This is a genomic window from Ruegeria sp. CG1 (assembly GCF_056537265.1).
On sequence record NZ_JBQFRF010000004.1, the window covers coordinates 125479 to 137935 of the forward strand.

The 12457-nt window shown below is 58.7% G+C and carries 13 protein-coding genes; 8 read left to right on the top strand and 5 right to left on the bottom strand.

Going from position 1 to position 12457, the window contains the following annotated elements; all coding sequences use genetic code 11:
• Positions 1–15 precede the first annotated feature (15 nt).
• Positions 16–345 (bottom strand): hypothetical protein, encoded by a 330-nt coding sequence (locus ACR0AU_RS12950; protein WP_170395756.1) that lies wholly within the window; start codon positions 343–345, stop codon positions 16–18.
• Positions 346–438: 93 nt separating this feature from the next.
• Positions 439–1005, bottom strand: a complete 567-nt coding sequence (locus ACR0AU_RS12955; protein WP_170395758.1) for a TlpA disulfide reductase family protein — start codon at positions 1003–1005, stop codon at positions 439–441.
• Positions 1006–1026: 21 nt separating this feature from the next.
• Here ACR0AU_RS12955 and argH point away from each other — a divergent pair, with 21 nt between their 5' ends.
• The 4 genes from argH to ACR0AU_RS12975 all read left to right on the top strand — a co-directional run bounded on the left by argH (position 1027) and on the right by ACR0AU_RS12975 (position 6740).
• Positions 1027–2415: an argininosuccinate lyase gene (argH, locus tag ACR0AU_RS12960; protein WP_480795776.1), complete on the top strand. Its 1389-nt coding sequence runs from the start codon at positions 1027–1029 to the stop codon at positions 2413–2415.
• On the top strand, positions 2415–2597 hold the full coding sequence (locus ACR0AU_RS12965; RefSeq protein ID WP_170395762.1) for an argininosuccinate lyase: 183 nt from the start codon (positions 2415–2417) through the stop codon (positions 2595–2597). Before argH ends, ACR0AU_RS12965 begins: the two co-directional genes overlap by 1 nt.
• A 294-nt stretch (positions 2598–2891) precedes the next feature.
• On the top strand, positions 2892–4157 hold the full coding sequence (gene lysA / locus ACR0AU_RS12970; protein WP_170733567.1) for a diaminopimelate decarboxylase: 1266 nt from the start codon (positions 2892–2894) through the stop codon (positions 4155–4157).
• A gap of 96 nt (positions 4158–4253) precedes the next feature.
• The gene (locus tag ACR0AU_RS12975) at positions 4254–6740 is read left to right on the top strand and encodes a TIGR02302 family protein (protein WP_480795848.1); all 2487 of its coding nucleotides are present in this window, start codon (positions 4254–4256) and stop codon (positions 6738–6740) included.
• Here the strand turns inward: ACR0AU_RS12975 and ACR0AU_RS12980 are convergent.
• Positions 6737–7504, bottom strand: coding sequence for a zinc-ribbon domain-containing protein (locus tag ACR0AU_RS12980; protein WP_480795777.1), 768 nt, complete (start codon positions 7502–7504; stop codon positions 6737–6739). The two genes, ACR0AU_RS12975 and ACR0AU_RS12980, sit on opposite strands and share 4 nt — an antisense overlap.
• Positions 7505–7686: 182 nt before the next feature.
• Between ACR0AU_RS12980 and ACR0AU_RS12985 the strand changes: the two genes are divergently transcribed.
• The 4 genes from ACR0AU_RS12985 to ACR0AU_RS13000 are packed head-to-tail and all read left to right on the top strand — an operon-like array spanning position 7687 to position 10592.
• The gene (locus ACR0AU_RS12985) at positions 7687–8364 is read left to right on the top strand and encodes a cell division ATP-binding protein FtsE (protein ID WP_170423929.1); all 678 of its coding nucleotides are present in this window, start codon (positions 7687–7689) and stop codon (positions 8362–8364) included.
• A complete protein-coding gene (locus tag ACR0AU_RS12990; RefSeq protein WP_170408348.1) occupies positions 8361–9260 on the top strand; it encodes an FtsX-like permease family protein in 900 nt (299 codons plus the stop codon). Before ACR0AU_RS12985 ends, ACR0AU_RS12990 begins: the two co-directional genes overlap by 4 nt.
• On the top strand, positions 9260–10000 hold the full coding sequence (locus ACR0AU_RS12995) for a lysophospholipid acyltransferase family protein (RefSeq protein WP_170513904.1): 741 nt from the start codon (positions 9260–9262) through the stop codon (positions 9998–10000). Before ACR0AU_RS12990 ends, ACR0AU_RS12995 begins: the two co-directional genes overlap by 1 nt.
• A complete protein-coding gene (locus tag ACR0AU_RS13000) occupies positions 9987–10592 on the top strand; it encodes a pyridoxamine 5'-phosphate oxidase family protein (protein WP_170733570.1) in 606 nt (201 codons plus the stop codon). The genes ACR0AU_RS12995 and ACR0AU_RS13000 overlap by 14 nt, the downstream gene beginning before the upstream one ends.
• Before the next feature lie 17 nt (positions 10593–10609).
• Here ACR0AU_RS13000 and ACR0AU_RS13005 read toward each other — a convergent pair whose 3' ends face one another.
• Together ACR0AU_RS13005 and lpdA are read right to left on the bottom strand one after the other, a co-directional pair.
• Positions 10610–10918: an EthD family reductase gene (locus tag ACR0AU_RS13005; RefSeq protein ID WP_170733571.1), complete on the bottom strand. Its 309-nt coding sequence runs from the start codon at positions 10916–10918 to the stop codon at positions 10610–10612.
• Positions 10919–11039: 121 nt separating this feature from the next.
• Positions 11040–12428, bottom strand: coding sequence for a dihydrolipoyl dehydrogenase (gene lpdA, locus ACR0AU_RS13010; protein WP_170513084.1), 1389 nt, complete (start codon positions 12426–12428; stop codon positions 11040–11042).
• Positions 12429–12457: the final 29 nt, after the last annotated feature.

Consider the following 12457-nt stretch of genomic DNA (forward strand, 5'->3'; position numbering starts at 1 on the left):
AAAGGTGGCGTGGCGTCAGCCGCTTTCCAGGCTTTCCAGAATCTCATGCTGGACGATGCGTGCGACAAACGGCATTAACCCGTCAGGGCCAGAGGCCCGATCTTTGAGATGGATGCAGATATCGGGCCTTCGCGCGGCGATGATGCCAACCATTTCTCCGCGTATCTTGTCATCAAGACCCGCGCCCATGATCGCACAGGCGATGCGCGGTTCCGCGTCCAGCTGCCGCCGCACCTCATCCTGATCATGCGCGCCCAGCCACTGAATCGGCAGGTGATCCAGTTGTTGTGCCACGTTGCCGATTACATTCGGCAACCGCCCAATCAACAGAACTACCGGTTTCATCGGAGTCTCCCTTTCTTCCGGTCGCAAACGAAAACCGGCCCGTTGGGGCCGGTCTCATTCTAACACAGATTTTCTGCAAGAGCGCGCGGGACCTCAGCTATTGCCTTCGACAAGCGCTGAAATTATCGCCTTGGCACTGTCCGAGTTCCATTCTGCATCACCGATCAGGCGTGCGATCTCATTGCCATCGGGGTCGATGATCACAGTGATCGGCAGGCCAATCACTCCCATTTCGCGTGCAACCGCCTGTTTCGGATCCTGATGGCGCGGCAAGTTGTCGATGCCGTTTTCGTCAAAGAACTTCTTGATCCCGGCAGGTGTGTTGCGACCGGTCGCCAGGGTCAGAACCTCGAATTTGTCACCGCCAAACTCCTGTTGCAGTTCAGCGATCTGAGGCATTTCTTTGCGGCACGGCGCACACCATGTGGCCCAGAAGTTCAGCAGCACATACTTGCCTTTGTAGTCGGCCAGCGATCCGGTGCCACCATCATCTTCTAGTTCAAAATCGACCACTTTGACCGGCTTGGGCTCACTATGCAGGATCAGCCGCTTCAGGCTGCCCTCACGCAATGGGCCAAGCGTTGCCGCATCTGTTGCCAAAGCGGCGTTTGCACCCAGCGCTAGGGCCATATAAAGGGGGATCAGACGTAACAGGCGCATATCAACTCCGGGTTTTCTTTCATGACCGATCAATCTTCGAACCAGATGTGGGGCGGCCGCTTTGCCGCTGGTCCAGACGCGATCATGGAGGCGATAAATGCCTCGATCGGGTTCGATCAGCGGATGGCAGCCCAGGACATCGCAGGCTCGCGCGCCCATGCCGCCATGTTGGCTGCCACAGGCGTTATTACTGATAGTGATGCGCACGCCATTCGGGAAGGCCTGCTCACCGTTTTGTCAGAAATTCAGAACGGAGAATTTCAGTTCTCGACTGCGCTGGAAGACATTCACATGAATGTCGAGGCGCGACTGAAAGAGGTGATCGGAGAACCCGCAGGCCGTCTGCACACGGGCCGGTCGCGAAACGACCAGGTGGCGACCGATTTCAAACTCTGGGTTCGCGACCAGCTAGATGCCGCAGATTCCGGTCTTCTGGCTCTGATCCGCGCGCTTTTGGCGCAGGCCGAGGCCGGGGCAGACTGGGTCATGCCCGGTTTCACCCACCTGCAAACCGCGCAGCCAGTAACCTGGGGTCACCACATGATGGCCTATGTCGAGATGTTTGGCCGCGATCTGTCCCGCGTGCGCGACGCCCGTGCCCGGATGAACGAATCCCCCTTGGGCGCAGCCGCGTTGGCCGGGACCTCTTTCCCAATCGACCGCCAGATGACAGCTGAGGCGCTGGGCTTCGACCGCCCCGCAGCCAACTCATTGGACGCTGTCAGCGACCGCGACTTCGCGTTGGAGTTCCTGTCGACCGCCTCGATTTGCGCCATGCACTTGTCGCGCTTTGCCGAGGAATTGGTAATCTGGTCCTCGGCCCAATTCCGGTTTGTATCACTGTCTGATCGCTTCTCGACTGGTTCATCAATCATGCCGCAAAAGAAGAACCCCGATGCAGCTGAGCTCATCCGTGCCAAGGTTGGCCGCATATTTGGTGCGAATACTGGCCTGATGATGGTGATGAAGGGGCTGCCGCTGACCTATTCCAAGGACATGCAGGAAGACAAAGAACAGGTATTTGATGCGGCAGATAACTGGATGCTGGCACTTGCCGCGATGGAAGGCATGGTCAAGGACATGACCGCCAATCGCGAAAGCCTGGCTGCCGCTGCCGGGTCTGGCTTTTCAACTGCGACCGACCTGGCCGACTGGTTGGTCCGCGTGCTGGGCCTGCCCTTCCGCGACGCGCACCATGTCACTGGATCGCTGGTGGCCATGGCTGAAAGCAAGGGCTGCGACCTACCGGATCTGACGCTGGAGGACATGCAATCGGTCCACGCGGACATCACCGACGACGTCTATTCTGTTCTTACCGTCGAAAATTCGGTAAACTCTCGCCAATCCTATGGCGGCACCGCACCGGATCAGGTGCGGGCCCAGATCAAGCGATGGAAGGCGCTGGTGTAATGCAGATACGACGGGTGGTGCTATTGATTGCGGTCGCAGCGGCCTTGGCCGGGTGTGGTGCCGATGGCGAACCCATACAGCCCACCATGAGCGCAAGCGTCGGCGTAGGCAGCAGCGGCACCTATGGCGGTGTTGGCGTTGGTCTCAGACGCGGTGGGCTGGGCGTTTATCTGGGGCTCTGAACTCCAAAATTGCAATTTGCTGATCGCACACCCATCTGCATCTGACACGTCCTGAATGACAAAGAGAAAATGCATGAGACCTGTCGGCCTGATCCTCTGCCTCGCCGTACTTGCAGCTTGCGACCCGTCAGGCGCACCCCGAACGGAACCAACGGCCGCACCTAGCGGGTCCGGGGTCTCGGTTTCAGGATATGCGAGGGTTGGCGCGTCAAAGACGTTCTGAACCGCGACGGTGACCACAACCCTACCGGAATCATTTGATCCACATACCTCTTTTGGTCTAAGCGCGCAGGCATGGATCATTTTCTCTACCGCGACGGCGCGCTTTTCGCCGAGGATGTGCCAATCTCCGAAATCGCAGCCGCGGTCGGAACCCCGTTCTATGTCTATTCGACGGCGACGCTGTTACGGCATTTCAAGCTGTTCGATGACGCGCTTGAGGGCACTGATCACCTAGTCTGCTATGCGATGAAAGCGGCCAGCAATCAGGCCATCCTGAAGACGCTGGGGCAGGCAGGTGCGGGAATGGATGTGGTTTCGGGCGGGGAATATCTGCGCGCCAAAGCCGCGGGCGTGCCCGGAGACAAGATTGTCTTTTCGGGCGTCGGCAAGACAGCGGATGAGATTCGTACCGCTCTGACCGGTGGAATTCGTCAGTTCAACGTCGAATCCGAGCCCGAAATGCAGGTGATCAATGCGGTTGCACTGGAATTGGGCAAGGTTGCGCCGATCACTGTTCGGGTGAATCCGGACGTGGATGCAAAAACCCACGCCAAGATCGCCACCGGCAAGTCCGAGAACAAGTTCGGCATCCCAATCTCGCGTGCGTCCGAGGTTTATGCACTGGCCGCAAGCCTTCCGGGACTGGAGGTGATTGGGATCGACGTTCATATCGGCTCACAACTGACCGAGTTGGAACCGTTTGAGCTGGCTTATAACAAGGTTGCTGAGCTGACCGAGCGTCTGCGCGCTGAGGGACATAACATCCGCCGCCTTGATCTGGGCGGTGGCTTGGGTATTCCCTATGCCCGTTCCAACGACGCGCCTCCGCTGCCGGTTGAATATGGTGCGATGGTCAAGAAAACACTGGGCCATCTGGGCTGCGAGATCGAGATTGAGCCCGGTCGGCTGATCGCTGGCAATGCGGGTCTGATGGTGTCCAAGGTCGTCTATGTTAAATCCGGCGAAGACCGCGATTTCCTGATCCTCGATGGCGCGATGAACGACCTGATCCGCCCCGCGATGTATGAGGCGTATCATGATATAGTGGCGGTCGAAGAACCTGCCGCAGGGGTCGAACAGCGCCCGTATGATATCGTTGGTCCGGTCTGTGAATCCGGGGATACCTTTGCAAAACAACGCAACATGCCGGCTTTGAAATCGGGCGATCTGATCGCATTCCGCAGTGCAGGTGCCTACGGTGCTGTCATGTCCAGCGAATACAATACGCGGCCCCTAATCCCTGAGGTTCTGGTGAACGGGGATCAATTTGCCGTAATTCGTGAACGCCCAAGCTTTGACGAAATCATAAACCGCGATACCATACCTGAGTGGCTTTGACGCGATAGGCGCGTCGGGCCGATCAGGAGGCCCGCCTTGCGCGACAACCAGACCTTGCCAATTCCAAGACTGTCCCTGTGGCTGACGCACGGGGGTATGCTGGCTGAGCAGGTGATGCGCGCCTTCTGGCCGTTCTTTTCTATTCTTATGGCGCTGCTGGCCGCCCTGATGCTGGGTCTGCACGATCTTGTGCGCATTGAAGCCGTTTGGATTTCTGCAGCGATCGGATTGATTGCTTTGATTGCGACAGCGGTTTTCGGAATCAAACGGTTCCGTCTGCCAACCCGGGCCGAGGCGCTGGTTCGGCTGGATGAAACCCTACCCGGACGCCCGATACAAGCACTGATGGACGATCAGGCAATCGGTGCGATGGATGCGGATTCGGTGGCACTGTGGCATGCGCACCAGACGCGCATGGCAGATCGTGCATCAAAGGCCGATCCGGTGAAACCCGACTTGCGGTTGGCGTCTCGCGATCCCTATGCGCTTCGCTATGCTGCCTTATTGGCACTCGTCGTTGCGGCTCTGTTCGGCTCGTTCTGGCGGATAGGCTCGGTCGCTGACATGACGCCGGGGACCGCTCAGGCGGGGCAGGACCCGACTTGGGAGGGTTGGGTTGAACCGCCGCGCTACACCGGGCTGCCAACGCTCTACCTTGCCGATCAGACCGATCCGACGTTGACGGTGCCTAAAGGCAGCCGCATCACGCTACGATTTTATGGCGAGGTCGGCGCACACAGCCTGACAGAATCTTCGACACCTCTGGGCAGCGAAGCCGCGACAGAACCGGAACAGGAATTTGTTGCCGAACGCTCGGGTCAGATGCGGATCGATGGCCCGGCCGGGCGCGATTGGGCGCTTGAGATCCTTCCAGACACTGCGCCCAGGATCGCGACGGCAGGAGTGGCGCAATCAGAGGCTGGCGGACAGATGAAGCTGCCTTTCGCTGCTGCGGATGACTATGGAATCGTCTCCGGCACAGCCCGGATTGAATTGGACCTGCCAGCGGTCAACCGTCAATTCGGTCTTGCGACCGAGCCTGAACCGCGCGAGATCATTACGGTCGAGTTGCCAATGCCGATTACAGGCGATCGGACCGATTTCACCGAAGACTTGATCGAGGATTTCTCGCAGCACCCTTGGGCACATTTGCCGGTAAAAATAACCCTCATGGCTATCGACGCGGCAGATCAAGAGACGGTGGCAGAACCTTATCTGACAGAACTGCCAGCCCGTAGGTTCTTTGACCCATTGGCTGCTGCGGTGATCGAACAGCGGCGCGATCTGCTCTGGTCGCGCGAAAATGCGCTGCGTGTATCGCAATTGCTGCGTGCGGTTTCGCACCTACCCGAGGACCTGTTCCGCTCAGATACAGCGTATCTACGTCTGCGTGTGATCCTGCGGCGGCTGGAGACCTTCGACAAATACAGCGCACTGAACGTTAAACAGCAGGAAGAAATTGCGCAAGCACTGTGGGTTCTGGCGGTTCTGATCGAGGATGGCACGCTGGCCGACGCACTGGAACGGATGCGCCGTGCGCAGGAGCGTCTAACCGAAGCGATGCAGAACGGTGCCAGCGACGAAGAGATTGCCGAACTGATGCAGGAGCTGCGCGAAGCGACACAGGATTACATGCGGCAACTCCAGCGTCTGGCGCAGGAAAACGGTGAGACGCAGCAAGGACAGCAGGGCCAGAACGGCGAAACCCTGCAGATGACGCAGGATGACCTGCAGCGAATGATGGACCGCATTCAGGAGCTCATGGAACAAGGCCGCATGGCCGAGGCGCAGCAGGCATTGGAAGAGTTCCAGCAAATGATGGAAAACATGCGCGTCACACAAGGGCAGGGCCAAGGTGGCCAGTCCGAAGGACAGCAGGCCATGGAAGGGCTGGCAGAAACCCTGCGCGAACAACAGGGCCTCAGCGATCAGGCATTCCGCGACCTGCAGGAACAGTTCAACCCCGGTGCGCAAGCGGGCGAAAGTCAGGGAAATGAGGGCCGCAATGGTGGTCTGGGACGCGGCCAGAGCCATGAAGGCCAGGGCGGTCAGGGCCAGGGTCAGGATGAGGCTGGTGAAGGTCAGCAAGGTCAGGGGTCACTGGCGGATCGGCAGCAGGCGCTGCGGGATGAGTTGAATCGGCAGCAACAGGGTCTGCCCGGCGGTGGTACACCCGAAGGCGACGCTGCGCGCGAAGCATTGGGCCGTGCGGGCCGGGCCATGGACGACGCCGAAGACGCCTTGCGCAGCGATGATCTGGCCGAGGCGATTGACCGTCAATCCGAGGCGATGGAAGCCCTGCGCGAAGGCATGCGTTCACTGGGCGAAGCCCTGGCGCAGAACCAGCAGAACCAGCCGGGTCAAGGGACCGAGGCCGGCGACATGCAGGCCAATAACCGCGATCCATTGGGTCGTACGCCAGGTTCCGCGGGATCAATCTCGACCGACGACAACTTGCTGCAAGGCGAAGATGTATATCGCCGTGCGCGCGAGTTGCTGGATGAAATCCGCCGTAGGACCGGTGAACAGGATCGGCCTCAGATCGAGTTGGAATACCTCAAGCGATTGCTCGAAAGGTTCTAGTTCTGCCCTGCGCCCCCGGTCTGTGTCTCAAGCCAAAGGCGCGCTTGATCGACCAGTGAGACATATGATTTCAGCATCGGATCAGCCTGAGGAACCGCCTCGCTGATCTGATTGGCGTTTCCATATATCAGAAACAGAATGACGCCGATGATAATGATCAAGGTAAAGCCACGCAGAAACCCACCGGATTTGCGGGCCGGAGCAACGGCTTCAGCTTCGTCCGATGTCAAGTCGCTGCGCAGACCCGAGTTGATCGCCTCAACATCCGGCAGCTCATCTTTCTGACCTGCGTCAGCGGCGATTTCAGTGGCCGAGGGCCGTTTCGGTTTGACTTTGGGCTCTTCAGGCGGATCCAATGCCAGATCAGGTTGGCTTTCCAGATTGCTGCCTTCACGCTCGCGCAGTTCTGCCTCGCGTGCAGCCTCTTCCTTGAGGATGCTGGATACCGCCGGGTCTACGTTTCCAACACTCAATTCCTCGGGCGCATCGGGTTCTGGTGTGTCTTCTGCCTTAACCTTTTCTGGCTCGGCCTTGGCCGTATCGGGTTCTGGCGCATCCTCTGACTTAACATCTTCCGGTTCGGCAAAGGCTGCCTGGATTGCAGTTGCAGATTTCGCTTCCGGCTCTGCTTTGCTGGCGACTGGATACTTTTCCTGAAACCAGGTCTCTTCGCAAGCCGAGCATTGAACTTCGCGCCCGTCCTCGGGGATCACTTCGTCCGGGACTTCGTACTGGGCGCTGCAATTCGGACACGTTAAACGCATTCTGCCTCCTGGCCTTCAAGGCTGGCCTGATAATAGTTTTTTCAGGGATGATATTCCGTTAAGACCCAACAGCAAAGCGTGTTTTCGGTTTCGCGGGCCAAGTGTCGCCAATTGGCCCCGCCCAAGGCATTGAATCCACCGCTGCGCTCGGGCAAGAGGTGAGCAGAATAAAGGGGGCAGGCGTGATCGAGCTGGAGAATATCAGCTATACCTACGGCGGTGGTGAGTTGCTAAGCGATGTTTCGCTGCAATTACAGCCCGGATCGTTCCACTTTCTGACCGGGCCTTCGGGTGCGGGCAAGACCACATTGCTGAAACTCTGTTATGGCGCGTTGTTGCCAACCTCGGGCAGGTTGATGGCCTTTGGTGAGGATATCGCCCGCATGGACCGCGATCAGATGGCGCTGCTGCGCCGCCGAATTGGCGTGGTGCATCAGGATTGCCGATTTTTGGATCACATGACGCTGGCCGAGAATGTCGCGTTGCCGCTGATGGTCTCGGGGCGCTCTGAAAATGGGCAGCAGGACGATCTGACCGAACTGCTGGGCTGGGTCGGGCTTGGCAGCAGGCTTGAGGCGCACCCGCCTGAACTATCGGGGGGCGAACGCCAGCGTGCCGCATTGGCCCGCGCAGTCATCCTATCGCCCGATGTGGTGCTTGCGGATGAGCCCACCGGCAATGTGGACTGGGAGATGTCGCAACGACTTCTGCGCCTGCTGGTCGAATTGAACAGGATGGGAAAAACCGTGCTGATCGCCACCCATGACCTAAGCCTGATCCGCGCCGCCAAAAGCCAGGTTCAGGCTCGCGTTCTGCGTATCGCGCAGCGCCGGGTGCAGCTTGCGGGGGCGGATCTATGAGCAAGGGCACGATCCGCAATTTGCTGCGCCGTGACAGCCGCGCCGACCGGGTGGTGCCACCCACGGGCTTTACCGCGCAATTGACCCTGTTCGTGTCTGGTGCAATGGCCTTTCTGGCGGTTTTTGCGCTGGCTCTTTCGTTAGCCTCGGGCCGTGTGGCGGATCGTTGGGCTTCAGAGTTGGCGGGGGCAGCGACCTTGCGGATCAATGCCCCTGCAGATCAACGTGCGGCGCAAACCGAGGCTGCTTTGAATGTCCTCCAGCAAACGCCGGGTGTGGCTTCGGCTCGCGCGTTGACGAGCGAAGAGCAGGCCACACTGCTGTCACCCTGGTTCGGACCGGACTTGCCTCTGGACACTTTACCAATTCCGCAGCTTATAGAGATTATCGAAGGTGAGCCGGGTCTTGATGCGGCTGGCCTGCGGCTGCGGCTAGGGGCTGAGGTGCCGGGCGCAGTGCTGGATGATCACACTCGCTGGCGCGAACCATTGGTTGATGCGGCCAATTCACTGCGGCGTCTGGGCTGGATTTCGATCCTGCTGATCGGTGGCGCCACTGCCGCCATGATCACGCTTGCCGCCAACGCCTCGCTTGCCGCCAACGCGCAGATAATCGAGGTTCTGCGTCAGGTCGGCGCGCGGGACCGGTTCATCGCCGGAGCGTTCGTGCGCCGCTTTACGTTCCGGGCGCTGTTTGGAGCAGCAGTTGGCACTTTGCTGGGTATGACGGGTGTATTGTTGCTCCCCGAAGCCTCGGATGCGGGTGGTTTTCTCACTGGCCTTGGGTTTCAGGGTATCGGTTGGATCCTGCCCGTGCTGATCCCGGTATTGGGCGCGGCCGTTGCGTTTCTGGCCACATGGTCAGCCGCGCAGCGCAAGTTGAAGGAGCTTTCGTGATGTTCATGGCTATTCAATGGGTCCGGTCGCTGATCTTCATGATCACCATCTATGCCTGGATGCTGGTACTGGGGCTTGTCTTTGCCCCCTATGCGCTGTTCGCCAAGCGTGGCGCATTGCGAGCATGCAAAACCTATGCGCGCACAACCAAGTGGTTGGCCCGCTGGATGGTTGGTATTCGCTGCGAAGTGCGCGGAGAAGTCCCACATGGCGAGGTTGTGATCGGCGCCAAGCACCAGTCGTTTCTGGACATCATCATAATCTTCGACGCCATCCCACACGGCAAATTCATCATGAAGCGAGAGCTTCTGTGGACGCCGGTCATCGGAATGTATGCGCGCCGTCTGGGATGTATCCCGGTCAATCGCGGCAAACGCGGGGCGGCGGTTGCGAAGATGGTCAAGGATGTCGCCCGCGAGTTCAGCGAACCCGGTCAGTTGGTGATCTACCCGCAAGGTACGCGCGTCGCGCCTGGGGTGCACAAGCCCTACAAGGTTGGAACGGCGGTTCTGTATGAAGGGCTCGGGTTCCCGTGCGTACCCGTTGCCACAAATGCGGGCGTCTTCTGGCCCAGAACCGGTGTCATGCGCAAGCCCGGCACGGCGATTGTCGATTTCCTAAATCCAATCGAACCCGGCGTTGCGCGGAATGACTTTCTGGAACGGCTGGAAAACGTTATTGAGACACGGTCCAACGAACTGATGCGAGAAGTGGGGTTTGACCCGGATGGAATTCGTTAAGGATATCACTGCCCTTGAGGCTCTGTATGGCACGCCCGGCGCAGCCTCCATACGCAAAGTGGCGCGGCGGCTAACACCGCTCTACCGCAAATGGATTATGGCCTCACGCTTGTGTATCCTCAGCACCGTCGGCTCCGAAGGTGTCGATGGCAGCCCGCGTGGAGATGAAGGGCCAGTTGTGTTGGAACTGGACCAAGGCACCCTGGCACTGCCGGATTGGCGGGGAAACAACCGCTTGGATTCCCTGCGAAATATCGTACTCGATCCACGCGTCTCATTGTTGTTCATGATACCCGGTTCGAACAATGTGGTTCGGGTAAATGGGAACGCTCAACTAACTGCTGATGAAGCTCTGCGCGCCCGGTTCGAGAAAAACGGGAAGCGCCCCGCGACCGTCATCGTGATCGAAATTTCCGAAATCTACACCCAATGTGCCCGCGCCTTGATGCGCGCGCAAACATGGAGCGGGCGGGATGAATCCGATAGGCTGCCAACCGTCGGCGAGATCCTCTCGGAGATGACGTCAGGAGAAGAAGGCGGCGCACAATATGATCAGGAATGGGGTGCCCGCGCCGCTAAAACCATGTGGTAGGCAAGGATGGCTCTGATTCAGCCGATCACCTCACCGATCAGCATCTGCGGTTTGACATTGGTGAAGTTTGGCAGATCAGCCAGTACAGGGCCTGCCTTTGACATACCGTCGTTCATCGCTTCCTGATCTTCAAATATGATTGTTGCGATCGCGTAGTGACCCGCCGCCTCATCCGGGCCTCCCGCAATGCCTTTGGTTACGACCGTACGTTCGATATGTGACCCCATGTGCTCGCCGACAAGCGGAAGATGTGTGTCGACATAGTAGTCGAAATCGAAATGTGTTTCTGTACCTATGGGATAGATCACCTGTAAACTGACGCTCATCTGACTTCCTTTCCAAAAGCAATGGAGTCAGTAAACCGCGTCTGATCACCTGCCGCAAATGGTTTTGAGCGACACGGGGTGCCGCTCAAGGAGACTAGGTAGAGGACCTGCTCAGGTTGGGTCAGCTATGAATTGGCCCGTCACCACAGGCGAGCGCCGCCTCGCGCACTGCTTCGGAATAGGTCGGGTGAGCGTGACAGGTCAGGGCCAGATCTTCGGCTGATGCGCCGAATTCCATGGCGACGCAAACCTCGTGGATCAGGTCTCCGGCCGCGGGGCCGATGATATGCGCGCCCAGAATGCGATCGGTTTCTTTGTCTGCCAGAATCTTGACGAACCCGTCGGCTGCGAAATTCGCCTTGGCCCGGCCATTGCCCATGAACATGAACTTGCCGACCTTGTAGGCGCGGCCCTGTTCTTTGAGTGTCGCTTCGGTCTCACCCACATTGGCCACCTCGGGCCAAGTGTAGATGACCCCAGGAATGACACCATAGTTCACATGACCATGCTTGCCTGCAACCTGCTCGGCTGCGGCCATGCCCTCGTCCTCAGCCTTGTGGGCCAGCATCGGGCCTTCGGTCACGTCGCCGATGGCGTAGATGCCCGGCACGTTGGTCTGCCAATCACTACCGACCTTGATCTGGCCGCGCGGGGTCATCTCGACGCCTAAAGCATCCAGCCCCAGACCCTCCGAATAGGGCTTGCGCCCGGTGGCCACCAGCACGGTATCAGCATCGATGACGTGCTCGCTGTCATCTTTGAGCAGCTTGTACGTTACCTTGGCTTTGGTCTTGGTGGCTTCGGTCTTTTGCACCGCAGCGCCCATGACGAACTTCAAACCCTGTTTCTTCAGGATACGCTGGAAAGTCTTCTGAACCTCGGGGTCCATACCCGGCGTGATTTCCTTGAGAAACTCGATCACCGTCACCTCTGCGCCCAAACGGCTGTAGACCGAGCCCAATTCAAGCCCGATCACACCGGCACCGATCACAATCATTTTCTTGGGAACTTTGCCCAGAGACAATGCGCCGGTCGAAGTCACCACGACCTTTTCGTCAACCTCGACGCCAGGCAGTGCCGATGGCTCAGAGCCCGACGCGATAATGATGTTCTTGGTCTCATGGACCTCATCACCAACCTTGACCTTGCCCGCAGCAGGGATTGAGCCCCAGCCTTTCAGCCAATCGATCTTGTTCTTCTTGAACAGAAACTCGATGCCCTTGGTGTTGCCATCGATCACCTCGTCCTTGTAGGCCTGCATCTGCTTCCAATCGACCGAAGGTGACTTCCCCTTCAGACCCATCTTTGCAAAGTTGTGTTCGGCCTCGTGCAACTGATGGCTGGCATGTAACAATGCTTTCGAGGGGATGCAGCCCACGTTCAGGCAAGTCCCACCCAGCGTCTCGCGCCCCTCGACAACTGCGGTTTTAAGGCCCAGTTGGGCGCAACGGATGGCGCAGACATAGCCGCCGGGTCCGGCGCCGATTACGATGACGTCATAATTTGCCATTACATTCTCCTAAATCGACCGGGTGATCC